Below are 24,396 nucleotides of genomic sequence, written 5' to 3'. Positions count from 1 at the left end.
ATCTTTACCTCATGGAAAGAACAAATTACACCACAGGCGCAAAATGGGAGGATATCGTCGGTTACTCCCGGGCAGTAAGAATCGGCAATGTGATCGAAGTATCCGGCACCACTGCGGTTTCCAACGGAGAGGTGGTTGCCAAAGGCAGCGCCTTCGGACAGGCGAGGTACATCCTCAATACCATTGAAGAAGTGCTGATGAACCTCGGCAGCTGCGTAGAGGATGTCGTGCGCACCCGCATTTACGTGACCAATATCAAAGACTGGGAAGACATCGCAAAAGCCCACCATATCTTTTTTCAAAAAGTAAAACCGGCTTCCACCATGGTGGAAGTTTCAGCTCTGATCGATCCGGAGATGCTGGTGGAAATCGAAGTGACGGCAGTAGTGGAAAAATAGCCGTTTCCCGGGGACTCATTTACACAACCCACGGCACAACCGCCTTCCTTTTGGCCGGATAATCCTGGAAATGCGACCGATACCAACGATGGTGGCTGAGTGCACGGGGAATCAGGTTGGCCGCCGTCCAGACAGCAAAGGCCAGCGCCGGCAAATTCCAGCACATTACAGCAAACCCGAACCACTCTAATATTTCTCCAAAAAGATTGGGGCAGGAAATGTATTTAAAAAGTCCTCCATGGGGAATGGTATAACCTGTCTCACCCGGTTTGCGCAAAGCCAGCAAAATATTATCGGAACTGAAGTTGATGTAAGCCCCTCCGGCAAATAGTAAAATTCCCGTGATAAACCTCACATCCCAAAACCATGAAACGGGGTATCCCTCGGCAAGGCTTCCCAGGTAATAACCGTTGGTAAACCCGTTAATAAGGTTGAAAAAAATGGCCATCAATACGATGGAAACAGGAATGACTTTCCCTTTGGTTTTGGTCCGGAACGGATAAATAAAACTCCGGTAGGTATAATGCCCGACCCATATGGCAAAAAACAACCACATGGGCCAGGTTTTTTCGTTGTCCCCGGTTAAAAACAGCCAGCCAAAAAGAAGAATGGAAATGCTCTCCATCACCAGCCAGCCCATTTTGTTGTCCATAACGGGGCCCCATTTTTTAGTAGTGTGCCGCCCGTAAGGGGCCGTGATCCTCAATTGAAAAGGGAACAAAACAATCGCTACGGCAATCCAGATGAGGAGGTAAAAGTTTAACTGGTCTGTGTTGATCATGACTTGCTGGTTTATCGTTTTTTTTTCAGAACCTCAACCTCACAACATCCCCTGTTCCTTATACCAATCGATCGAGTCTTTTATAGTTTCTTCAATGGGGCGGGGTGAAAAACCGAGGTCCTTTCCGGCCCTTTCGCTGGATATATTGGGGTTGTAATTTTTGAGAATTTCCAACGATTCTTCGGTGTACAGCGGTGGCGTTTTCGTCAATCGGCTATAAAGTCCAAGGATTGGAAGACCGATTTTGGCAACGCCTAAGCTTACCGACAAAATCGGCGGTTTTTTACCCCCTAAACCATGCACCATCTGTGCCATGCTCTTAATATCCAGGTTGTGCCCTGCCAGGATATAGTTTTTTCCGGTTTTCCCATGCGTTATGGCCTTTATCGTTGCATCAGCCAAATCTCGGGCATCTACCCAATTATAGCCTGATTTCACCAGGGCCGGGATACGACCGCAATAAAGATCCTTGAGCATCTGTCCTGTGAAAGAGTTCCAGTAATTGTAAGGGCCCAATATCCCTGTTGGGTTAAGAATGACCGCATCGAGTCCTTTGGAAATAGCCTCCTGAACCGCTCGTTCGCCCCCTATTTTCGATTGGTCGTACTTGAAGCAGGTATTGTCGGCACGGGGGCTATCCTCATTGACTATCGGGTCCGTTCCACTAAATTTAAAGGCATGAATGGAGCTAAAATGGATCAGTTTTTGAACGTTATTTTCGAGGCAAGCCTCGGCTACATTTGCCGGGCCCTGTATATTCGTTTTCATGACTTCTCCGCGGGGATCACCACTGATAGAAATCCTGGCCGCCAGGTGGATCACAACATCTGCGCCCTTAAAGGCCCGGCTTAAAAATGCCTTATCCAGCACATTCCCCTGAATCCACTGCACCTCCGGGAACTGCATCGCCAACAGTTTATCTCCATTTAAATGATTGGCCAGGACCTCAAAACCTTTTTCGTGTAATGCCCTGATCATATTGACTCCTACATGACCGGTAGCCCCTGTAACGACTATTTTCATTTCCGAGAAAATTTATTGATCAAAGTAGCATGGAAAGACCTTTTGCACCCTGCCCGGAAAGTTTCTTACCGTTCATTCCGAAGGAATCACCCGCAAAATAGGACGGAATGCCCAACGGCAGGATATCCTGATTCATCAAAATTTTACCACCTTTCCCGTATAACGATACCCTTTCGAAAAGGCAACTAAATAATAAACCCCCGCCGGGTAATTCGTCAAATCGACGGTACCGGTTTTGCTTCGTTTCACCAGGATGCCGAGTTTGTTAAAAACAGCGATATCTAAAACTTCCCCGGATATTTGATCTACGGTGAATTTTCCACTGGTAGGATTTGGCGTGATGCCCAGCGAAACATTGACCACCTCTTCCACTCCTGTAAATCCGATGCAATTACAGGGGCCGTAAACATTCTCGCCACCGATGGTCAAACAATCAAACAACGTCTGGTAATCAGCCGTCACACACATATTCTCACTCGGCCAAAAGTAAAAAGGCAAATAATCTGCTTGTCCTATGCCTTCAATCCATGTAAGGCTGCAACCTGAATAAGGAAGATCCTGTAAAATATCTCCGAAGCCAATTTTTTTACGCATTTGCACGGTGTCAATCGCAACGGAATCGACGGCCAACACCGTCGCCTCTGCCGAATCCACCTGACTTTGGGTGAACCCATAAAGCCAGGTAATGTCCCCATCATTGAGAGAAAAGTTATAAACAGTATATTCATTGGCATCGCCGTTCCAGGCATAAATTTCAGGATCAGGCACGTAAAATACCTTTTGTCCCTCCTGGCGGAAATAACCCGGTTCACCGAGGTATTCATTCCAGATGGTTTGATAAGCTTTTCCGTTAAAGGTGGTATCTCCAATGGAGGTGTAGCTGTAACAGGAGGCACTGTAGGAACTTGTCTCAGTATTGTATGCCAGCCGCATGAACGCCCATGATCCGGTTTCAAGAGGGAAGACAACCTCATCCTGGGCGCCAGCTTTCATCCCCATGATTAAAGTAATCGCTGAAAAAATAATAATGGTTCTTATTGTTTGCATGAATTTTGATTTTTTGAAAATTATTCGTTCCGGGTCAAGCCCAAAATTGGCCGCAAGATAATGAATTGTATTCAAAGCATTCGATTTGCCAGAGTTCAAAGAGCCCCAAGAGGCTTTTGACTTTATTCGATCCAGAAATCAGGTACTTTCAATACGCCACTCAATTGCCGGCAATCCAGGCATCCATTGCCGGAAAGTGCCCAACCATCTTCCCCAACGGTTATATAAATAGGCCATTCATCCGGGGAAGTAAACGTTACATATTGCATCCCTTCGTAATCAAGTTGGCAACCGGCCAGGTAATATCCAACATTCAGTGGACGATCCACGAATATTCTGTTTTCCGAAACCCCGGCTACCAAAAAATAACCAAGTATGGGTTCATCGGGGTTGTCTATATTTTTCAAATTGCCCCGAATCTGGTAAGGCTGCCCCGTATACAATGAAGCATTTCCTGAAGTCTGGCGTTCTATGCCGTGCCAAAATTCATACGCTTCCTTGCTTATTGAATACTGTCGTGTGAGCAAACTGTAACGGATAGAAAGTTTATTATCGATTGCAGGCAAAAAATTCAGCGGTTTTGCAAAAAGCTTTGGTTCGACCAGGTTATTTGTATTGGTGGTAAAAATATCCCCCACCGTATAAGTCCTGTAACAAACTTTAAGGGAATCATGATTTTTAAACTCCTTAAAACCTCCCTCGTAAATGTAAAATATATAAAAATCTGATTCATATTTAAAGGTTCCTTCCAGCCGCCACAGGTAATAATCCTGTTCGTAGGGTGACAACTCCGTATTGATATAAAACTGGTAGCCCGGCACTTCTTCCGGAGCATCGGGAAAGGCTTTGAATTCTAATGAGGCCTGCACAGACTCGATGGCGGTAGGTTCTTTTAATAATTCATAATCTGATTCATATAATTTTCCGTTGACCGCTATTTCAATCCTGTAACGCTTTCCGATTTCCCCTTTTATGCCTCCAGGGGCCGTTTGGTAGGTTCCGGGGGTTATTTCCGAGAGTACCTCGAATGGTCCGTTTTCCTCCCTGATTATGGTGGTTGCTCCCGAAACCGGCTCAAGTTTAATAATTTCCAGGCCGGAAGAAATATTGAGAAGAATGGTATAAGGGCCTTCTTCATTCGTAATGCCGCCATCCACCACCAGAAGATTTTCGAATTCATCCAACTCCGGCTGAAATTCTTCCACACAGGAAAAACATATCGTTGCGATTAAACAGGTCAAAAGTAATTTGACTGCCCTCTGAGTTAAATTAACGTTCCCCTTTTTTTCGATATGGGCAAAGGCATCTGAAGTCATTTTTTTATTTATTTAAGCACCTCAATCTCTGTACTGCCGAAACAAGGCCTCCCATCCTGAGTAAAGCCCTGGACGACCACCTCGTATTCGGAAATATGATCGGAAGTAAAAAAAGTAATTTTCACAGGATGCCCATTTAAGCTTACCTCAGGATTCCAATATAGCAACGTTCTGAAATCAGGTTTTTTATTTTGTTTATCCACCTGGTCAACATACGCAGGGTATTGAAAAATTTCGGATAAAAGGAACGTATTATAAGTCAAAAAAACAGATTCGTCGCCCCATTTGTACCCTGCAAAATCTTCCGTATTGGTTTTAACCGATACGATACCCCCAAAAACATAATCTCCAAGAAAATAGTCAGAATGATACACCTCTATGGCTTTCAATTGCGCCGGGTTAAGTTGCAGCAGTTTTTCCACATCACTTACCGGCACATTATCCAAAAGCACCAACGGATTATCGTAGTCTCTAAAGGCATTCTTATCAAAAACATTCAGTTTTCTTCTCCCTATTTTTCCACGAACCGAAACAGTAGGCACCAACTCCCTAAACACCTCGGGCATCGTCGGAATATCAATATAGTTTTTCACCTCCACCACCAGATCGGGTGAACCGATGTTAAAAGGCAAAGGCATTGGTCCCGGCTCAGGATATGCTCCTTTTTTAAAAGACGGCTCAAAAGTCCTGTTGAGCTGGCTGTTAATGTAAAGTGCCTCAAAAAGCGCATGCCTGGAAGAGTCAAATGGCATGGCCATAGGTAGTACAGAAGGGAATGTGGTCGAAAAATCTTTATTGATTAAAATTTCAAGATCCCGGTTTTCATTGTTCCTGATCGCTACAAAGATGTCTTTATTTCCCTGAAGATGGTTGTAAGGGAAAATAAATGTTCCATCCTCATGAGTTTTGGACATATGCAATTGTATTTGTTTTCCCATAACTGAAGTGATACAGTAAACCTCGGGAACGGGCAGCCCGGTATTTTTGTTCCGAATCATCCCCGTCAGGGTTAGGCCTCTCACTTCGGGCACCCACTCCAAAGCAGCTGGCCGGGTCATTTCACTCAAATTTAACCCGGAAATATTAAAAGGAGGGAGTGAGGCATAGGAAGCAGCCAGCCATGGATTGGCCGATAGAATTTGTGTTATATCATTTTCACTATACCCTGTTCCTTTTTTCCTTACGCTGACGACCAGATTGGCGTGTATCGGATTTTCAATATTCAATTCAACCGCCTCCCGCTGTCCGAAAGTCTTTTTTGAGGCAGAAAAATTGAGTTGGATGGTTTCTTTATTTAAACCGGAACCAATCAGCACAGACCCTTTACCAGGTTCGCTCATTTTTTTGTCAGAGACCTTTATTTTGGTTGTCTCGGACTGTGGATTGACGATCGTCACAGCTCGGGTAAAAAACCGTTCTAAAGGGAAATTTCTCATGTATTGTGTGTAGGCCCTCAAGTAATAAACCCCGGTATTGACCTCCGCAGGAATATTGAAGACACCGGCTGTATTTCCCTGGGAAACCTCAAATTTATGCTGGGCAAAGACCTGCCCTTTATCATTGAACAACTCCACATAGAGTACTTTGCTCAAATCGCTGTTGAGTTCATCATCGACAAAAACAAAAGCCTTGAACCATAACTTATCTCCGGCCAGGTAAAAGTCACGATCCGTTATCAGAACAGTACTTTCTTCCGGAAAATCATCAACACAAGCTAAAAGACGCTCACCATTTTCCTGCCCGAAAGCCTGGGCCCCGAAAAAAATCAATAATAATTTCAACGCAACTTTATTCCAGGTAATCATCATAAATTTTTAAATTATTATCCCTGTTTCAAAGGGATCACTCTTCCCAAAATGGCGGGGGCAGTAACCCTCCTCCGCTTACCCTGCAATCCATACATCCATCCGAGGCAACAGCTCTGCCGCCGCCTTCTCCTTGGGTCACGTAAATCGGCCATTCACTAGGTGGAAGACCAAAAATATACGCATATCCCATATAATCAAGGAAACAATCAGCAATGTATATTTCAGCATTTTCAGGACGATCCACAAAAATTCTGTTTTCGGCAACTCCCGCCACCATAAAATACCCGAGCACCGGTTCGTCAGGGTTATTGACATTTGTTAAATTTCCCCTTATCTGGTAAGGCTGGGATGTATACAACGCCCCCCCATTGGAAGTCTGGCGTTCAATGGCGTGCCAGAAATCATAGGCTTGCTTGGTAATGGAATATTGGCGGGTCAGCATACTGTACCGAATGGTCAGTTTTATATCCGTTGCCGGTAAAAAATGAAGGGGAAGGTTGGTGATTACAGGCACGGTCAGGTTATCTGTATTCGCGGTATACACCTCCCCGACTTTATACGTCAGGTAACATGTTTTCAAAGAATCCCTATTCTTAAATTCCTTGATAACACCCTCATAAACGAAATAGATCAATAAATTGGCTTCATATTTATAAGTGCCTTCCTGGCTCCAGAGGTAATAATCTTTTTCGTTGGACGAAGTTCCTGTATTGACATAAAACTGTATGCCGGGAACCTCTTCGGGGGCATCGGGAAAAGCCTTGTATTCCTGGACTGCCTCAACGGAAGCGATAGGTGTGGGCTGCTTGAGCAGCTCGTATTCGGATTCGTAATTTTTTCCGTTTTGGTTAATGATCAGCTTATATTTTTTGCCAACGGTACCCTGTATGCCCCCCGGGGCGGTACGGTAAATGCCTGGCTCCTGTTCCGTAAGGGTTTCGGCTACTCCGTTTTCTTCAACGATGGCAACAGTGGCCCCCGTCACGGGTTCAGGAGAAATGATCTCCAGTCCGGATGAAACGGAAAGTTTTATGGTATAAGGGCCCTCTTCATTGGTAATTTCCCCATCCACTACGAGCAGGTTATCAAATTCATCCAGTTTAGGCTGAAACTCTTCCACACAGGCTGACAAAACCGAGGCCAAAACCAGGAGGATGTACCATCTAATAGTCATAGTTTCCAAATTTAAAATTATACGTTACCGAAAAGATTGGGTTGGCAAAAATGGAAACCTTATACCCTATTAACTTTCCTTTGGTCGACTTAAAATAGGCATTGTACACATTATCCCTTCCCGCAATATTATATATGCTGAAGACCCAAACCCCATGCATGAATTTTTCGGCTTTGAGGTTGCCTTCCAGTTTAACAGAAAGATCCATTCTCAGGTAATCGGGCACCCGGTATTTATTCCTGGAGGTAAAGTTGACCAATTGAATGCCTCCCTGGTAATAAACGGTTGTCGGGTAAGTAATCGGTTTACCGGTGGAATAAACCAGGTTGGCCGAAAGGCTGAACCTCCTGATGAATTTATAATTGGCGACTACATTCAGCGAATGCGGTTTGTCGTGATTGGCCGGGTAAGGATTTCCAAAATTGATCTGCTCCCCTTCTATCGGTCCGTTTACCAATACATTGGCCGTGGAATAAGTATAATTCATCCATCCGTTGAAACGTCCTCCCGGTTTTTTGAGCATCAGTTCCAATCCATAAACATCGAGGTCGCCCTGCAAAATATCCCATTCCGGCACTTCATTGACGAGCAGGTCTGCGCCATCCCTGTATTCAACCAGTTTGTCCACTTTTTTGTAATACCCTTCCACTGAAAACTCAAACCGTTTATTCATTAAATAGGTATAAATGCCCATGGAAATTTGCTGCCCCTCCATGGGTTCAATGTTGTAATCCGTCAATTTCCACTTATCGGTGGGCGACAGGGCGATCGTATTGGACAGCAGGAAAATGTATTGGTGCAATTTGTTGTAAGAAGCCTTGACAGACCAGTCCGGGTTGATGTTATACTTGGCCGCCACCCGGTAGTCCAGTCCGGAATAAACCTTAACGGGTTCATTCCTTGAAAAATTCAGGGTATCGATGATACTACCCGGTTCCTTGATCTGGCCATCTTTGTATTTGAACACCGCCTGGGGACCAAGGTAGGCGTAAAAATTATACCTCAAGCCTGCGATGATTGACAGCCGTGGGGAGGGACTCCATTCCTCACTGACGAACACCCCGGATTCAACTCCTCTTTCCATTCCCAGGTCTTTGCCAATGACCTGGCTTGACTCTCCGGCCGGTTCAAAGGTTCCGCGGTCGATATCGTATAAAATGGCATTGGTGCCAAATGAAAGTATGTGTTGTGTATTGGGTCTAAGGGTAAAATCCAGTTTGGCTTCTTTATGCTGAAGGACATTGTTTTGGCGATAAGCTTCGAAGGCCACTTCATTGTTTTCTGTCTCCAGGGCATATTTGCTGTAAACGACGGAAAAATCCAGGTTGCTCTTGTCGTTTAAAAAGCGTTTCCAGGAAATGGAGGCGCCTTCGTTGCCCATATCAAAACGCGTGTTCCCGGCAAAATTGATTTTATCGAAACTGTAATAACCGAAGGCCTGTAATTTGTTTTTCTCGTTGATGTTAAAATTGAACTTGGCAATCGCATCGGCAAAAAATACTTTGGTCTTGTTGAAATCAGGATTCTTGATGAGTTTCAGTATCCAGTTGGAATAAGTGGAGCGTACGCCAACCAAAAAGCTGCTCTTTTCTTTCTTTATCGGCCCTTCCACCAAAACACTGCCGGTGATGGGGCTGATGCCGCCCCTTACCTTTACCTGCTGATTATCCCCTTCTTTGGCTTTAATATCAAAAATGGAGGCCAGCCGTCCGCCGAATCTGGCCGGAATATTGCTTTTCGAGAGCGAAAACTCGCTGATGGCATCGGAATTAAAAACCGAGAAAAAGCCGAACAGGTGGGAGGTATTGTAAACCGGCACATTATCGATATAAAAAAGGTTTTGATCCGCCGGACTTCCTCTTACGTTAAATCCTGCAGCGCCTTCCCCTACACTCTGGATGCCGGGCAGCAAAGTAGCTACCTTAAGAATATCCCTTTCTCCCAATACCAGCGGGATCTCTTTAATGCTATTGGTGCTGAGCCGCTCAAACCCCATTTTAGTGTTTTGAACTTTGTCGTACCGGTCAGAAGTCACCACAACCCCTTCCAGCGTAATGGATTTTGATTCGAGGTAAAAATCTTTTGTACCGCTGGAAAGCAACTGCAATCGAATTCTCTGTTCCGCATGATTCAGTTCATTGATCAGCAGGGTGTAATTGCCTTTATCTACACGAAGTTTGTAAAAGCCGTCTTCATCCGTGGCCGTTCCAATACCCAGTTCTTCAATGAGAATGGTAGCCCCAAAAACCGGTATTTTCTCTTCCGTTTCATACAGGTAACCGCTCAGGGTGGCCTTCCTTTCTTTAATCCCTTCTTTTTTACTCCCTATGACCAAAACCTTGGCCAGGTGTTCTTTTTTAGTCTCAATAAAATCGCTTTGCTCCTTTCCTGTTTCTCCTTCAGAAGGCTGATCCGATATGACTATTGGATAAATATCCTCTGAGAGTTCTGTAACGATAGCTTCTCCTTTGGTGAGGAAAATATTGCCATTTCGATCCAGTGCCACTTTTATCCCCCGGGGCTCCAGGTTTCGGCTGAGGAAAACGGTAACCCGAACAGGCTCCTCAATCGCTCCCAACCTGATGTCGTTAAACGCTTCTGCATCATAGTAAAACTTTAAGCCCAAAGTTTTTTCCGCCTTTTGCACAAAATCATCCCAGGATAAACCGCTGAAAGAAACATCTACTACGGGCGCTGTCGTCTGGGCTCCTGCCAATACGGGAAGAAACAATATGGCCAGAAGGATCGGCAGAAATAAAAAAGGTTTGAATATTTTATAGATTGAGTTCATCGCAGTATTTCAACAGGTTATAAAATTGAGCGTCGGTAGCTTTTTTGAAACGGATGTCATTTTGTTTCATAAATTTTTTGACCGACCGTTTTTGTGCGCCGAAATATTCGAGGAAAGTTTTTTTATTCTTCACCTCATGCATCACGCCATCCGAAACAAGAAAATAGCTTACTTCCGGGTCGCCATATTTCCCGAAAGGATGTACCTGGGTAAAACTGGGATAAAAGAGCTTCAGATTTTTTTGATAAAACCCAAGAGTCCCGACATACAGTTGCTTTAAAAAAACAGACCCGGTTGTTTCATCCGATATTCCATTCGTTTGGACAAAAAGGTTAGCCCCCATCCGGAAAGAATCGACCAAAGCCGGGGTCACGATCACCTGCACCGGGATTCCATTGGTCAGGGTCTGCCTTAAAACGAGTTGATCCTTTTCAATATCGTATTTAATATCGACGGCTTCGAATTTCAGATCCTTGACATACAGGGTTCCTTTGTAAAAATCACTGTTCCCGAAAAAAGGATAACCGGATGCCCTGGTGTTGGTAGGCAGGTAAGGTCTTCCGTTGACCAAAAGATCGTTCGTTCCGTAATACCGCTCGACGCACTGCAACAGTACATCAGATTTCCTGGTATCCTGGGCAGGAAGAGCAGTGGTATAGGCTAATAGCCATACCCCCAAAAGGAGCGCTGACAAGTTCTTCATACTTTATAGCTGCATTTTTCAAGGCAGAAGACCAAAGATAGAGATTATGGGACTGAAAAGAAATTGAATGTGGTTAAAAGTATGCTGTTTTGCATTAATAAATGCACCAACGATTGAAGAGGGTTTCCTGAATGGCAATATTTCAATGGAGTTTATGTTTAGACAACCTGAAATGATTTTAGGCTTTACGAATCGGAGCCAATGATCAAGGTTTATAACTTTGGCCGGAATATGCCTGTAAGGTTTGCAGGCCCGAGCCTCAGAAAATACACAGATAATGAAACGAAATCAAAAGCCTTTCCGTTTAATCGGGCTTTTTGTATTGTGGTTTTGTGCATGATCTATAATGGATGAGCGATACGCTTGTGCGATCTACAGTGTCGCTTGCTCTTCAAAGGATACAGAAGTCCGCCGACTAAAGTCAGCGCTACGTTAGCCGATCCAAACGCCTAAAAAGGATGCCATCCGGCATTTTCGGTTTATTTCTCTTCCTCTGAAAACTTCGAAAAGGGGATTTTATTTTCAAAACAATCCAGCAGGAATCTGCTCCTTCGCCCGTTCACAATGATGGTCTCGATTCCTTCTTCGGCACAAATCCGGGCCGCTTCAAGTTTCGAGGTCATGCCGCCGGTTCCGGGGCCCGAGTCTTTTTCTTCGATATATCGGCTGATGGCTGAAAAGTCGGAAATATCCGTCACCAGCTTCGCCTCCGGATTCAAATGCGGGTTACTATCGTAGAGCCCATCGATATCCGAAGCGAGGATCAGGGTTTTTGCGCCCAGCAGGGTAGCTACTTTGGCCGACAATTTATCGTTATCCCCCAGGACAATTTCGTCCACTGCCACAGTATCGTTTTCGTTAATGATAGGCACGTAACTGTGGTTCATCAACTCCATCAACGTATTGTAGGTGTTTTCTCTGGACACCGGATTGACAAAATCACGGTAGGTCAGCAAACACTGGGCGATTTTCAGGTGGTAATCATTGAATACCTCGAAGTAGATCTGCATGAGCTTGGGCTGCCCGATGGCCGACATGGCCTGCTTGGAGGCCACAGCATTTGCCCAATCGCCGGGTTCGATGAACTGACGTGCGGTGGCAATAGCCCCTGAAGAGACCAGCACGATCCTGTATTTTGTCCTCAATTCCGAGAGCTGGAAAGCGACATCTTCTAACTTCCCCCTGGAGATCCTGTTGGTCCCGTTGGTCAATACCGAAGAACCGAGTTTTAGCACCAAAATATCCTTTTTGTCCATTTTTAACGAATTTGACCGTTTCCGTAAACGAACCATTTATTGGTTACCAGCTGCGACAACCCCAATGGTCCCCTGAAATGCAGTTTTTGGGTACTGATGGCAATCTCCGCTCCCATCCCGAACTCCCCTCCATCGGTGAACCTTGTCGAAGCATTGTGGTACACTGCCGCACAATCGACCTTGTTCTGAAAGGTTCCTGCCGCTTGCTCATCACTGCATACGATGCTTGCGGAATGCCCGCCCGAGAATTGGTTGATCTTTCCTATGGCTTCCTCCAGGGAATCCACGGCCGCGAACAGGATTTTTGGTGCCAGGAATTCTTCATAAAATATCGCTTCATTCTCAACAGGCTCAATGGCTTCATTTTTTTTATTCATTTCCGGAGTGCCCAAAACGTGGATTTGGGCGGCGGCTAACCTGCTCACCAGTCTGGATAATTTTGAATCCAGCTCCGGAAGGTTTCGATGGAACAAGACCTTATCGGTAGCATTGCACACGCTCAGGCGACTTTTGCCGTTCACGATGATGTCGATGGCCATATCAAAATCGGCATCCTCGTGCACATACACAAAATTATTCCCACGCCCGCTGATCAGGAGGGGTACGCTGGTGTTTGATTTGATGTAATGGATGAGTCCGTCGCCCCCACGCGGGATGATGAGGTCGATCCGGTAAGGATTTTTCTCAATAAGATCCTGTGTTTCCTGCCGGTTTAGGTTGAGGTAGGTGACAAAGCCGATATCTTCATTGTTTTGTTGAAGGGCCTGGTGCCAAAGTCCTACGAGAAAGGTGTTTGTAAACACCGCTTCTTTGCCTCCTTTCAGGAAGATCCGGTTGCCGGCTTTAAAGGCGCTGATGGCAGCTTCGATGGTCACATCGGGGCGTGATTCGTAAATGATCAGGATATTGCCAAAAGGAACCACTTTGTTTTGAACCAGCATCCCGTTGGGATGGCGGTATTCGTCCAGTAATTTATTTTCCGGGTCTTCGATCCGGATCACTTCCTCAATCGCATTCACCATGCCGTTGACCTTCTTTTCATCCACCCTGAGCCTGTCCAGCAGGGTAGCATCGAGATCTGCGGCATTGGCAAGATCCCGTTTATTGTGATCGATGATCTGTTTTTTGTTCTGGCCGATCAGGGAAGCCAGATCCCTTAAAATTTTATCCTTATTCATGCGGAAAAACTATTGTAAATTAATGTGCAGACCCTACAAAGCATTTTCCATTATGCTCCAAACGCTTTCATCATTTGTGCAGTTTCTTTAATAATGGATTCATGTTGTTCCCTCAGGTTTTTTGCCTGTTCCGGTTTTGTTTTGCTAAAAATAATATACCGCCAGCCATGCCATAATTTTTTCAAAGCGATCCAGTACCTGAAAGAGAAAAATGATGCAACAGGCATAAGCAATGCAAAAGCAAGGGTAATCCAGCCATTGTGAAAAATCATTTGAACCAGGAGGGTTTCCACGATCCAGGAAATGGTAAAAAACAACAACCCGCCTGCGTAATTAGCCGCCCCATAATACATGGTATCCTTAAAAAGTTTTTTGGAAATAACTACCGGTAATTTATAGGGAATGTAACTGGTGATCACTCCAAGCAGGTAAATCGGCAGGAACAAAATCATCAAAAGGAACTGAAAAGCCATCTTTAGTATGTCAGGAGGGTTTTGAACCAGGTGGTTCCTGAAATTTTGTTTATCCAGTGCTTTTTGATAATCGGTTATTTTCCGGGCAAAGGATTCCATCTCCTCGGGCTTTTCGGTTTCAAAGGCCGTTTGGCTGGCGATCATTTTCTTTTCTGCAAGGAATTTATCGTAGAGATCCGGATTTTTCAACCCCAAAAAATCATACAACCATGGCCGGGTAAAATTCCGCAGGGACTCTACAGCCTCGTAATGTTCTTCGGTGGGAATATGAATCATTAATTCCTTAAGTTCCTTATAAACATCATTCTTCAATTGAACCAACGTCAACGCATTATCTTTTTGGTAAGATTCCCAATAATTTTTCAAGGGAATCGCCTTGCCAAAAGTTTGTAAAACTTCCTGGTGCATCTTTCGATACTGGCGGTATTCCACCCCTACGGGAACAATCAGTACATCCAATGCTCCGTTATTTCTGTTCAAAGCTTCAAAACCTATCCGGGCAAAGCCTTTTTTAAAATCCCTCAACCGGCGGAAAGGCGTATGGCTGCCCTCCGGGAATATTACAAATTGCATGTTGGCTTCCAGCTGCTGAATCGAAATATTGAAGATCTCTTCGTTTTTCTTTATCGGATCCCCCCCATCTCTTTGTCGATAAACCGGCAGCATGCGAATGGCATATAGAAATTTGGCAAGAGTTGGATTTCTAAATGCCGCGGCAGTGGCGAGGTAAGCAGGATAGCTGTGGGTATTCACCGCCATGAGAATGGGATCAATAAAGGTATTGCAGTGATTGCCGACAAAAATGACGGGTTTATCCCTCGGAAAGTCTTCCAAATATTTGGTCTCCACTTTCTTAAAATACAATCGGGTTCCGATAAAACACCATTCGCGCAAGAGGAGATATAAAATCGTTTTTTTTGTTTTTATCATAAGTTGAAAATATAAATTACCCCCGGAGCCCCCCGTGAGATTACGGATTCTCGCTTCAAAAGGCGCAAATATAGTTATTCCAGGGATTAACCCGCTCCACAAAAGCCTTAAACTGGTTGAGCCACTTTTGGGTTTGCTTCCGGAAAACTCCAGGCATAAGGAAAGCCCTGAGATTTAGCGGCCGCGGTTGATCCGTTCGATATCCTGTCTGAATTTTTCAGTGAGGTAACTTACATATTATCGTCCAGTGCTTCAATCTCCGGATCGCTAAAACGCTCCGGGAAAACATTGTCTTTTACAAAGGAACACCAGGAACAATCAGGTTCGCCGCACCCTTCATAAAACTGATGTTCCATGATATTGCGATGAGTCATAACGATCATTTTTTTTACCGCTTCCGTCTCCTCCGGCAAAATACGGATTTCTTTCTCGACAAAAACACCCTTTTCATCCGGTTCGAGGTATTGGATGAATGAATGAGTCACCGTATGGCTTGCCCCTGTTGAATTTTCATAAAGCAATTTATAAAAGATCAGCTGCCTGCGATAAATGCCGCCCAAAGGATTGGAATCGGTCATTTTAGCCAATTTCGACGTATTGGTGCTGCCTGTTTTATAATCGACAATGTGAGCACTCATTCCTTCGTACCACTCTAATTTATCGAGGGTTCCATTGACCGGTACTCCATCGATTTCCACATTTTTTATAACCAGTTCCACCCTGACATTTTTGTGCCAATGTTGAATTTTCTGTTGGTACAAAGCTTCGAGGTTTCGTTTCCCCATTTCAAGGCGTCTTTCGTATTCCTTGTGAGCAAAATGGACTTTCTGCCGCAACATTTCATTTTCAAAAAACCGTAAAAAATTTGAAATATCCGGAAAGGATCTCGTCTTTGACATCAGCATTTTGTCAAAAAGACGCTGCAAGGCATTATGCATGGCGGTACCATAGGCGGCAGCTTCGCTCATGAGGGTGGGCACCCGGAGGACACGCTCATAATAAAATCCAAGCGGGCATTTCAAATACATGTTCATGGCCGAAACACTGAGGCTAAAATCCTGTAATAAAGCATCGACTGCAGCTTTTTCCATGAGGTCGAGTTTCGGGCGGGCCACTTCCTGCAATTGCAGGAAAGTCGCTTCCACCAATTGCGCTTCCGGCACTTCCAGTTCAAGTTTTTCCACCCCGTTATAATCGGCAATTTCATCTACAAAAACAGCCCGCTGCAGCGGTTTTCCTTTTTCCATCCGACTGTGAGAAAGATACAATCCTTCCTTGGCCCGGGTCATGGCGACAAAAAACAGGCGTCGCCGGGCCTCCATGGCATCTTCTTCCCCAGAAAAGGTGAGGGTATCAGGCATCACGAATCTGTAGGAACTGCGGTTCCTGGGCTCCCAGAAATCCTTAACACAATCCAACAGGAACACATACCGGAACTCCAGCCCCTTGGCACCGTGGGCCGTCAGCAAATGAACCCCTTCGTGGGCCTGGATCACCTTTTCCAGCCCAATTTGAAGCCGGTTGTCATCCATACTTCCCAGTAACTCCTGCAACCGGGACAAGGTCATCCTCGGTCGGCGAATACTCTCCTGGCGAATGAACGTAAAAAAGGTGTTCAACACCTGCATGAGCCACAGTTTTTCAGGATGCTCTGTGATATATTTTAGCAATCCGCTGCGGTTGATGAGTTTCTCCATGAAAGCAGGGATGGATTCATTGGCAAGGGCCAGCTGAAGTTCATCCGTAAGTGCGGCGAATTTCAAAAAAGAATCAGGATGTTTAACTCCGGCTTTTTTCAATTCCCCCGGATCACCGATGACCCGACGCCAATAATGATCCGGTTCCTCCTGTTTGGCCATGAAAAGACTCAGGGATGCCAGGTCTTGGGGAGAAATACCCAGGAATGCCAGATGTAATACTTTAAACAATAAATATTCTCCACTGAACGGCCGGCGGTATTCCAATTGGAGATATTCCATGAACATCCTCAGGTTACGGATCAGGGGCAGATCGAGAATATTTACTTTTCGTCGGCTGTTGTAAGGAATGCCTTTCTTTTCAAGCAGGGCAAAGAGGTTGTCGGCCTGCCTGTGTTGTGCATAGATCACGGCTATTTCTTCCAGCTTTATCCCCGATTGCCGGAGCCGTTCTATTTCATAAACAATTCCGGTGATTTCCTGCCAGCGATCGGGCCAGGAGATGATTTTTGGGTTCACTTTGGTTTTGGCAAAATCAGGATGACTAGCGATCAGGGATTTATCTACCCCGCGGGCTGCCAGGCTGTTGACAATTCTTTTTTGGTTAAACCGAATGAGATTTTCGGCCAGTTTTAATACCGCCCCGGAAGACCGGTAGTTATTTTTGAGCACCACCAGTTTCAGATCCTGTTCGTACTGATCATGAAAATCGACGAGATTTTTCAAACGGGCGCCCTGAAATTCATAAATCGACTGGTCGTCATCGCCAACGATAAAAACATTGGGATTGTCCCAAAACCCTATGAGCTTTTGCAACAGCTCGTTCTGGGCGCCGTTGGTATCCTGGTATTCATCGACGAGAAAATAGAGGTATTGCTCCTGGTAATTGCGCAATAAGGATTCATGCTGATCAAAGGCCCGCAGCACCCACAGGATCATATCGTCAAAATCATACCTTCGGGCTTTGTCCATGGCTTCCTGGTACAAAGGAAAAAGGTCCACCGAAGCCCGTAATAAATCCATGCGCCGCTGTGTTTCTTCTATTTTGGCCGTTTTGAGTTCCCCTTTTTTGGTATCTCTTCGGTTGACTTTATAAATGTATTCCTCTCTTTCCGGCAAACTCTCCAGGAAACTATTGATAGCTTCGTGCACCGTAGCAACGGTCCAGTCTTCCGCTTTCATTCTTTTGAACAGGTCATACAAATGCCCTTCGTAATAATAGATATCCGCGCGCCCTTTTTTAAGCGGATGATCCACATCCAGGTCATCGATAAGCTGGCGAATGAGCTCCACCCTTTCCAGTTCGTTCAGCGGTTCCAGTTCGTGCCGACCGAATAATTCCAGGTGATTTTGAATGATGGTATTGCAAAAAGAATGAAAGGTGAAAATGTGAACCCGGTGCGCCTCCGGGCCAATAAATTCAAGAAGCCGCTCCCGCATGGCCACGACCCCGGCATCCGTGAAAGTCAGACAAAGAATATTGTGGGGCTGGGCATCGGTCTCCATAAGGATGCGCCCGATGCGGGCGGTGAGCATGTGGGTTTTTCCCGTTCCTGGTCCGGCAATGGTAAGTACAGGGCCTTCGATCTGCTCCACGGCCTCACGCTGCGCATCGTTGAGCATGTCAAGCGCCTCGGTAAAAGCTTTATTATAATGACGAATATCCTTTGTTGATCCGGCCATACACAAATGTACGGTTTTGTTAGTTAACTGAATTCAACGTATATTTAAAATCCTTTACTTTAAATCCAAAAACTATTAATTTTGTTGTTTGCATTTTATGATAATCGCAGCGAAATCACTTTTTAAACAATAAAATTTTAGCTCTATTTCCGATTCAAACAAAAAAATAAAAGTGGGCATTGTCCAGGCCACTCCCGTATTATTTGATGCACAAAAAACGGTGGAGAAAACCGGAAGGCTGATTGCTGAAGCTGCTGAAAAAGGTTGCGGTTTACTGGTATTTCCGGAATCCTTTATCCCGGGATACCCAAGGGGTTTGTCATTCGATACCGTGGTCGGCAGGCGCGGGGAAGCGGGGAGAGCTCTTTGGCATCAATTTGCAGAAAACAGCATCACTATCGGAGATGAATATTGCCGGCAGATCAGTGATTTTGTCAGGCAGGCAGGCTTGTTCCTTGTCTTGGGCGTTACGGAGCGGGATGCAGTTAGCGGTACGCTCTATTGCTCCATCCTCTATTTTGACAATAACGGAACCCTCCTCGGCAAACACCGTAAACTGAAACCCACCGGCACCGAGCGCATTCTTTGGGGAGAAGGCGACGGCACTACCCTCAAGGTACTGAACACCGATTTTGGTAAACTTGGCGGACTGATCTGCTGGGAGAACCTGATGCCGCTGGCGCGAATGGCGTTGTATGAGCAGGGCGTTCAAATATACGTGGCCCCAACAGCTGATGCGAGAGATACCTGGCAATCGACCCTTGTGCATATTGCCCGTGAAGGGCGCTGTTATGTGATCGGGTGTAACCAGTTTGTCACTAAAAAAGATTATCCGGCCCATTTGCAGGAAGAGATTCAAAATGAACCGGAAATTATGTGTCGCGGAGGCAGTGTTCTGATTTCTCCTTTGGGAGAAGTTTTGGCCGGTCCGGTTTATAATGAAGAAACCATCCTCATCGCTGAATTGGACATGGATGTCGTTGCCAAAAGTAAATTCGATTTTGATGTGATCGGGCATTATGCACGGAACGATGTTTTTGAATTTAAAAGGAAAGCGTTTTGATTCAGACTCCATGCGGATTCCGACACGAACATGTATGGGATGGAATGTCGCTATTTTCCATGTCTGATGATAAGAACAGGGCAAAAAAATCAATCCTGCTAATCCAACAATCATAAAATCCTGATCCTGATGGTGAATGAATGTAGCTAAAAAATAAAACTTTGATCAAAAAATGAACCCGACCTTTTTTAAGAACACAACCGAATGGCGCCAATGGCTGAAAGAAAACCACAACAATGCCCAGGAATTATGGCTGGGTTATTACAAGAAAAATTCAGGCAAGGAAAATTATACCTGGTCCGAATCTGTTGATGAAGCCATCTGTTACGGCTGGATAGACGGGCTTCGCAAATCCGTTGACGAGGAAAGTTATATGATCCGTTTCACCCCACGCAGGCCCACCAGTATCTGGAGTGCCGTCAATATTGAAAAAGTTAAAACACTAATCGAAAAAGGGTTGATGCGCCCTGCCGGTATCCAGGCATGGGAAAAGCGGCAGGAAAAAAAAACAAAGGTTTATTCTTTCGAACAAGAGCATCAGGAGCTTCGTGAAGATTATATACAAACCTTAAAAACCAATCCCCGCGCCTGGTTATTCTTTTCTAAAAAACTGGCTCCTTCCTCCAGAAAAATATCCATCCACTGGGTGATGAGCGCCAAACAGGAAGCAACACGTTTGCGCCGGCTGAGCATCCTGATCGAATCCTCGGAACAGGAATTGAAAGTACCGCTATTGAGGGCCGGGGAAAAGAAAAAATGATTTTTTTGAACACTCTCTTATATTTGTTGAAAAATAAAACACATGACACCCAGAAATATCGTGGCCGTGGCCCTGATTCTTATCTCCCTGAGCTGTCTATATCCAGGATTGACCTTCCCCATTCTGAGTATTCACATAGGAGCCAAACTGCCGCTCATCGGAGAGATCGGATTGTACGACAGTACCCAAAGCATCATAAAAACCATACGCACCCTTTGGAAGAATGATAACAACCTTGTGGCCAACCTCATTTTATTGTTCAGCGTGATCGTCCCCCTCGTCAAGGCGCTTATTTTAATGGTAGTTCTGTTCTTCAAACAAATAAAAAACCGTACATTTCTGCACTGGTTCGTTGCCATCATCAGCAAATGGTCTATGGCAGACGTATTTGTAGTGGGTGTTTTCCTGGCTTTTCTGGCAACAAATTCCGATGACAACATCCATGCAGAACTACATGAAGGTTTTTATTATTTCCTGGCTTATTGCATCCTTTCGATTGCAGCGACGCAGGTCATTAATATTGGCGAAAAAGACAAAATTTAATTAACTGATAATATTTGATCCATGAAAAAATTATTTTTTATTGCCCTCCTGTTTTTTGCCTGTGGCGAAAAAATACCGCAACACATCCAGGCGGTCGAATCTACCGAAGATGCCGTTATGTATATTGAAGCTTTTGGTGGAGATATCAGGGAATTCAGGCTTGCCCTGGGCGAAGAAGTCCTCGTCTATGGCAAACCGGCCAAACGTGACCTGGCCGTTGGCGTTATTGGCGAGGCTATCCTCAATACCAAAGGATGGGTGTTTGACGGGTATGAGGAAGAAGGAAGTGTGCGGCTGTATAAATTTAAAAAGAAGTAACTGAGGTTAGAATATATTAGGTGTACCCAAAGGGGGCTTAATAATTATATATTTTGAATAATGAACAAAAGTGTGTGTCATGTTTGTTTTGGTTTATAACAAATGTATTTTTAGGTCTAATTCTCTTTGAGATTAGTCATTTGGTAATCTTTTAAGGTTAAAAAAATCCAGAACCATGGATGTAACGAATAAAATATATAAACAAGAATTTATTGATCAACTTAGAAAAAACAAAACTAGGTTGTTCAAAAAATATAGCATCAAGGAATTGGCAATTTTTGGTTCTGTGAGTCGTAACGATTTTAATGAAACCAGTGATATTGACATATTGGTTGATTTCAATCGAAATATCGGCATAGAATTTATTGACCTTGCAGAAGAATTAGAGGCCATTTTACATAAAAAAGTAGATTTAGTTTCCAGGAATGGAGTAAAAGAAAAATACTATCAATTCATAAAACCGGATTTAGAGTATGTCTAAACGTTCTGATAAATTTTTACTTGAGGATATTATTGAAAGCATCGATAAGATCCAAAAATATACAAAGAACCTCTCGAAAGATGATTTTAAGGAAGATGACATGAGATTAGATGCGGTGGTGAGGAATTTTGAAATAATCGGAGAAGCCGCCAATAGATTATCTCATGAAATTCAAAAAGAATACCAAACTGTTCAATGGAAAAGGATAATTGGCTTTCGAAATCGTATTGTACATGAATATTTTGGGATAGATATCGAAATTCTTTGGTCAATTATTGAAAACAATCTGGAGGATCTCAAAATGAAAATATCCGAAATAATCGAAGGCAATCAATAATACATAACAAATGCTTTCAGAATCAAACCCTAATATTCTTTTTTACATTTAAAAATGAGAATTATTTTCACCTTATACCGGTTGTCAAATTCGCAACTCTAAGCAATAAAATTTGATATATTAAAAAAGACTGGGAGGAAAATGATGTGATACTTTGTGATCTTGGATAAAGTAAAAAATTAACCTACATAATCATGAAAAACAATACCTATTCCCTGAAAACATTCACAACGCTTTTCATTTTTTTGTTCTTCCTGCCCAGTTTCGTGGTCGCCCAGGACGAGCCTAAAAAAGAAGAAGAAAAGAAAGAGAAAAAACACCCCTACGATGAACTGATAACGGACAAAGCCGTCAGCCAGAAAGGATTGTTCGATATTCATAAAGTCGAAGGGAAATATTACTTCGAACTTTCTGACGATATCCTGGAAGAAGAAATACTTGTAGTGAGCCGCATCTCCGGCCATGTCAAAAACCTGAATTTCGGTGGCGCCGGGATGCGTTCCAGGCCACAGCAGGTGATCCGCTGGCAAAAAAAAGACAACAAAATCCTTTTGAGGTCGGTGTCGTACAATAGTGTGGCAGACTTTGAAAAACCAGTTTACCAATCGGTGAAAAACAATAATTTCGAACCGGTAATCGAGGTATTTGACATCAAAGCCATCTCCAAAGACAGCACTTCCTATGTGATCGAAGTAACACCTTTTTTTAGTGATGATGTGGAAATGATCGGTGCACTATCGAGTTCGGAACGAAAAGATTTTGAGATCAGCGGACTCGATAAAACCAGAAGTTTTGTCGAATACATGAAAGCCTTTCCCGACAATGTAGAGGTGCGCCACGTGTTGACTTACAAAGGCAAAAAATTACCGGATAACCAGATTACACAAACCTTGTCCGTTGGCATGAACCAGTCTTTCGTGCGCCTGCCGGCAAAACCTATGATCCCCAGATATTACGATGCCCGGGTGGGATACTTCTCCTTTCAGCAAATCGATTACGGATCAGAAGAGCAAAGGGCCGCCACCCGCCGATACATCACCAAATGGCGCCTGGAGCCAAAAGATCCGGCAGCTTATTTTCGTGGAGAAATCGTGGAACCGGTTAAACCCATCATCTATTACATCGATCCGGCTACCCCGAAAAAATGGATTCCTTACCTGATCCAGGGGATCAACGACTGGCAACCCAGCTTTGAAAAGGCAGGTTTTAAAAATGCCATCATGGGCATGGAGGCCCCTACCAAAGAAGAAAATCCTGACTGGAGTCCGGAAGATGTCCGGTACTCTGTATTACGATACGTCACTACCGACATCCAAAATGCCATGGGCCCACACGTACATGACCCCCGGACCGGTGAGATCATCGAAAGTGATATCATCTGGTATCACAATGTGATGAGTTTGTTGCGCAACTGGTTTATGATGCAAACAGCGGCCTGTAACCCGGCTGCCCGGGGAGTCGACTTTGACGATGAGGTAATGGGACAACTGATCCGGTTTGTAGCGGCACATGAAGTGGGACACACCCTCGGATTGCCTCACAATATGGGTTCTTCCGTTGCTTATCCTGTTGATTCTTTGCGCAGCAAGACTTTCACCGCTACCCACGGCACGGCACCTTCTATCATGGATTATGCCCGTTTTAACTACATAGCCCAGCCGGAAGACGGGGTCACCAATTTTTATCCCGGCATCGGAACTTATGATGACTGGGCCATCTATTACGGTTATAAACTTCTGCCCAATGTGGAAAAACCGGATGACGAGGCGGCTACCCTCAACCAATGGGTAAAAGAAAAAGCAGGGAATCCGGAATACCGTTACGGACAACAGCGGGGTAACCCTGATGATCCAAGTTCACAGACGGAAGATCTCGGCGATGATGCGGTTTACGCCAGCCAAATGGGGATCAACAATTTAAAACGTATCCTGCCCGAACTGATAAAATGGTCGAAGCAGGAAGGCAAGGATTACGATCAGCTCAGCGAGATGTACGAAAATGTTTACAGCCAGTTGGGCCGGTACATGCGCCATGTTAGAACCAATGTCGGCGGTGTGTATGAATTCCGGAAAACCGCCGATGAAGAAGGCGTTGTCTTTACTCCAGTACCCGCCAAACGGCAAAGGGAGGCCGTAAGGTTCATCAACGATCAACTTTTCCGCACTCCGAGTTGGCTCATTGACCGGGATATCCTGCAACGCATCGGCGGAGCAAGCATTATCGACCGAATTAACGGCCTGCAAAAGTCAACGCTGAACGGACTTTTTGAAGCCGACCGTATGAAGCGATTGATCGAAGGAGAAGCCATGGACAAAAACAGCTATAAACTGACCGACTTATTTTCGGAGGTTCAAAATGGCATCTGGTCAGAACTGAGCACCCCCGGGCCAGTGGATGTCTATCGCCGTAACCTGCAAAAAGCTCATGTGGAAATGCTTTTTAAATTACTCGAAGACGACAAAGGCAATAGCGATGCCACCGATATAAAATCCGTGGCCAAAGGTTCCCTGATGAAGCTGAGGACCAACCTGGCGAAAAACGGCAAAAAGGTATCGGATGAATCGACAAAATTCCATTATCTGGATATGCTTTCCAGGATTGATCAGGCTTTAGATCTGGAAGACTAGGAACTGGTT

Annotated in this window: 20 protein-coding genes; 8 read left to right on the top strand and 12 right to left on the bottom strand. The window is 44.6% G+C overall.

The window, feature by feature from the left end; translation table 11 throughout:
• Nucleotides 1-11 precede the first annotated feature (11 nt).
• Nucleotides 12-398, top strand: a complete 387-nt coding sequence (locus tag H6571_15895) for a RidA family protein (GenBank protein ID MCB9325224.1) — start codon at nt 12-14, stop codon at nt 396-398.
• Nucleotides 399-417: 19 nt separating this feature from the next.
• Here the strand turns inward: H6571_15895 and H6571_15890 are convergent, their stop codons facing one another.
• The 12 genes from H6571_15890 to H6571_15835 all read right to left on the bottom strand — a co-directional run bounded on the left by H6571_15890 (nt 418) and on the right by H6571_15835 (nt 18,258).
• Nucleotides 418-1,179 (bottom strand): DUF1295 domain-containing protein, encoded by a 762-nt coding sequence (locus H6571_15890; protein MCB9325223.1) that lies wholly within the window; start codon nt 1,177-1,179, stop codon nt 418-420.
• Nucleotides 1,180-1,218: 39 nt separating this feature from the next.
• Nucleotides 1,219-2,202, bottom strand: a complete 984-nt coding sequence (locus H6571_15885; GenBank protein MCB9325222.1) for an NAD-dependent epimerase/dehydratase family protein — start codon at nt 2,200-2,202, stop codon at nt 1,219-1,221.
• 135 nt (nt 2,203-2,337) lie between these two features.
• Nucleotides 2,338-3,249, bottom strand: a complete 912-nt coding sequence (locus tag H6571_15880; protein MCB9325221.1) for a T9SS type A sorting domain-containing protein — start codon at nt 3,247-3,249, stop codon at nt 2,338-2,340.
• Between the two features lie 122 nt (nt 3,250-3,371).
• On the bottom strand, nt 3,372-4,565 hold the full coding sequence (locus tag H6571_15875) for a DUF4249 domain-containing protein (GenBank protein MCB9325220.1): 1,194 nt from the start codon (nt 4,563-4,565) through the stop codon (nt 3,372-3,374).
• Between the two features lie 8 nt (nt 4,566-4,573).
• Complete coding sequence (locus H6571_15870; GenBank protein MCB9325219.1) at nt 4,574-6,373, bottom strand: hypothetical protein; 1,800 nt, start codon at nt 6,371-6,373, stop codon at nt 4,574-4,576.
• Between the two features lie 34 nt (nt 6,374-6,407).
• Nucleotides 6,408-7,547, bottom strand: coding sequence for a DUF4249 domain-containing protein (locus H6571_15865; GenBank protein ID MCB9325218.1), 1,140 nt, complete (start codon nt 7,545-7,547; stop codon nt 6,408-6,410).
• A complete protein-coding gene (locus tag H6571_15860; protein MCB9325217.1) occupies nt 7,537-10,338 on the bottom strand; it encodes a TonB-dependent receptor in 2,802 nt (933 codons plus the stop codon). Before H6571_15860 ends, H6571_15865 begins: the two co-directional genes overlap by 11 nt.
• Complete coding sequence (locus tag H6571_15855) at nt 10,322-11,041, bottom strand: hypothetical protein (GenBank protein MCB9325216.1); 720 nt, start codon at nt 11,039-11,041, stop codon at nt 10,322-10,324. Before H6571_15855 ends, H6571_15860 begins: the two co-directional genes overlap by 17 nt.
• A 479-nt stretch (nt 11,042-11,520) precedes the next feature.
• Nucleotides 11,521-12,297 carry a glutamate 5-kinase gene (gene proB, locus H6571_15850; GenBank protein ID MCB9325215.1) on the bottom strand — a complete coding sequence of 259 codons (777 nt, stop codon included), beginning with the start codon at nt 12,295-12,297 and terminating at the stop codon, nt 11,521-11,523.
• Between the two features lie 2 nt (nt 12,298-12,299).
• Entirely contained in the window at nt 12,300-13,475 is a 1,176-nt protein-coding gene (locus tag H6571_15845; protein MCB9325214.1) for a glutamate-5-semialdehyde dehydrogenase, read from the bottom strand.
• 50 nt (nt 13,476-13,525) lie between these two features.
• Nucleotides 13,526-14,878, bottom strand: a complete 1,353-nt coding sequence (locus tag H6571_15840) for a 1-acyl-sn-glycerol-3-phosphate acyltransferase (GenBank protein MCB9325213.1) — start codon at nt 14,876-14,878, stop codon at nt 13,526-13,528.
• Nucleotides 14,879-15,108: 230 nt separating this feature from the next.
• Complete coding sequence (locus tag H6571_15835; protein ID MCB9325212.1) at nt 15,109-18,258, bottom strand: ATP-dependent helicase; 3,150 nt, start codon at nt 18,256-18,258, stop codon at nt 15,109-15,111.
• 145 nt (nt 18,259-18,403) lie between these two features.
• Between H6571_15835 and H6571_15830 the strand changes: the two genes are divergently transcribed.
• The 7 genes from H6571_15830 (at nt 18,404) to H6571_15800 (ending at nt 24,387) form a co-directional block, all read left to right on the top strand.
• Nucleotides 18,404-19,321: a carbon-nitrogen hydrolase family protein gene (locus tag H6571_15830; protein MCB9325211.1), complete on the top strand. Its 918-nt coding sequence runs from the start codon at nt 18,404-18,406 to the stop codon at nt 19,319-19,321.
• 172 nt (nt 19,322-19,493) lie between these two features.
• Nucleotides 19,494-20,081: a YdeI/OmpD-associated family protein gene (locus H6571_15825; GenBank protein ID MCB9325210.1), complete on the top strand. Its 588-nt coding sequence runs from the start codon at nt 19,494-19,496 to the stop codon at nt 20,079-20,081.
• Nucleotides 20,082-20,123: 42 nt separating this feature from the next.
• Nucleotides 20,124-20,624 carry a paraquat-inducible protein A gene (locus H6571_15820; GenBank protein ID MCB9325209.1) on the top strand — a complete coding sequence of 167 codons (501 nt, stop codon included), beginning with the start codon at nt 20,124-20,126 and terminating at the stop codon, nt 20,622-20,624.
• Nucleotides 20,625-20,645: 21 nt separating this feature from the next.
• Nucleotides 20,646-20,942 carry a hypothetical protein gene (locus H6571_15815; GenBank protein MCB9325208.1) on the top strand — a complete coding sequence of 99 codons (297 nt, stop codon included), beginning with the start codon at nt 20,646-20,648 and terminating at the stop codon, nt 20,940-20,942.
• A 175-nt stretch (nt 20,943-21,117) separates the two neighbouring features.
• The gene (locus tag H6571_15810; GenBank protein ID MCB9325207.1) at nt 21,118-21,423 is read left to right on the top strand and encodes a nucleotidyltransferase family protein; all 306 of its coding nucleotides are present in this window, start codon (nt 21,118-21,120) and stop codon (nt 21,421-21,423) included.
• Entirely contained in the window at nt 21,416-21,760 is a 345-nt protein-coding gene (locus H6571_15805) for a DUF86 domain-containing protein (protein MCB9325206.1), read from the top strand. The genes H6571_15810 and H6571_15805 overlap by 8 nt, the downstream gene beginning before the upstream one ends.
• A 254-nt stretch (nt 21,761-22,014) precedes the next feature.
• Nucleotides 22,015-24,387 (top strand): zinc-dependent metalloprotease, encoded by a 2,373-nt coding sequence (locus H6571_15800; GenBank protein ID MCB9325205.1) that lies wholly within the window; start codon nt 22,015-22,017, stop codon nt 24,385-24,387.
• Nucleotides 24,388-24,396: the final 9 nt, after the last annotated feature.

This window comes from Lewinellaceae bacterium (genome assembly GCA_020636105.1).
Taxonomy (GTDB): Bacteria; Bacteroidota; Bacteroidia; order Chitinophagales; family Saprospiraceae; genus BCD1.
Note: the sequence above shows the minus strand (reverse complement) of the source record. Positions and strands in the feature narration are given on the sequence as shown.

Excerpts from the sequence above, each read along its gene's own strand:
- H6571_15895 (MCB9325224.1), top strand. The coding sequence starts at position 12 with ATGGAAAGAACAAATTACACCACAGGCGCAAAATGGGAGGATATCGTC.
- H6571_15890 (MCB9325223.1), bottom strand. The coding sequence starts at position 1,179 with ATGATCAACACAGACCAGTTAAACTTTTACCTCCTCATCTGGATTGCC.
- H6571_15885 (MCB9325222.1), bottom strand. The coding sequence starts at position 2,202 with ATGAAAATAGTCGTTACAGGGGCTACCGGTCATGTAGGAGTCAATATG.
- H6571_15880 (MCB9325221.1), bottom strand. The coding sequence starts at position 3,249 with ATGCAAACAATAAGAACCATTATTATTTTTTCAGCGATTACTTTAATC.
- H6571_15875 (MCB9325220.1), bottom strand. The coding sequence starts at position 4,565 with ATGACTTCAGATGCCTTTGCCCATATCGAAAAAAAGGGGAACGTTAAT.
- H6571_15870 (MCB9325219.1), bottom strand. The coding sequence starts at position 6,373 with ATGATGATTACCTGGAATAAAGTTGCGTTGAAATTATTATTGATTTTT.
- H6571_15865 (MCB9325218.1), bottom strand. The coding sequence starts at position 7,547 with ATGACTATTAGATGGTACATCCTCCTGGTTTTGGCCTCGGTTTTGTCA.
- H6571_15860 (MCB9325217.1), bottom strand. The coding sequence starts at position 10,338 with ATGAACTCAATCTATAAAATATTCAAACCTTTTTTATTTCTGCCGATC.
- H6571_15855 (MCB9325216.1), bottom strand. The coding sequence starts at position 11,041 with ATGAAGAACTTGTCAGCGCTCCTTTTGGGGGTATGGCTATTAGCCTAT.
- proB (MCB9325215.1), bottom strand. The coding sequence starts at position 12,297 with ATGGACAAAAAGGATATTTTGGTGCTAAAACTCGGTTCTTCGGTATTG.
- H6571_15845 (MCB9325214.1), bottom strand. The coding sequence starts at position 13,475 with ATGAATAAGGATAAAATTTTAAGGGATCTGGCTTCCCTGATCGGCCAG.
- H6571_15840 (MCB9325213.1), bottom strand. The coding sequence starts at position 14,878 with ATGATAAAAACAAAAAAAACGATTTTATATCTCCTCTTGCGCGAATGG.
- H6571_15835 (MCB9325212.1), bottom strand. The coding sequence starts at position 18,258 with ATGGCCGGATCAACAAAGGATATTCGTCATTATAATAAAGCTTTTACC.
- H6571_15825 (MCB9325210.1), top strand. The coding sequence starts at position 19,494 with ATGAACCCGACCTTTTTTAAGAACACAACCGAATGGCGCCAATGGCTG.
- H6571_15820 (MCB9325209.1), top strand. The coding sequence starts at position 20,124 with ATGACACCCAGAAATATCGTGGCCGTGGCCCTGATTCTTATCTCCCTG.
- H6571_15815 (MCB9325208.1), top strand. The coding sequence starts at position 20,646 with ATGAAAAAATTATTTTTTATTGCCCTCCTGTTTTTTGCCTGTGGCGAA.
- H6571_15810 (MCB9325207.1), top strand. The coding sequence starts at position 21,118 with ATGGATGTAACGAATAAAATATATAAACAAGAATTTATTGATCAACTT.
- H6571_15805 (MCB9325206.1), top strand. The coding sequence starts at position 21,416 with ATGTCTAAACGTTCTGATAAATTTTTACTTGAGGATATTATTGAAAGC.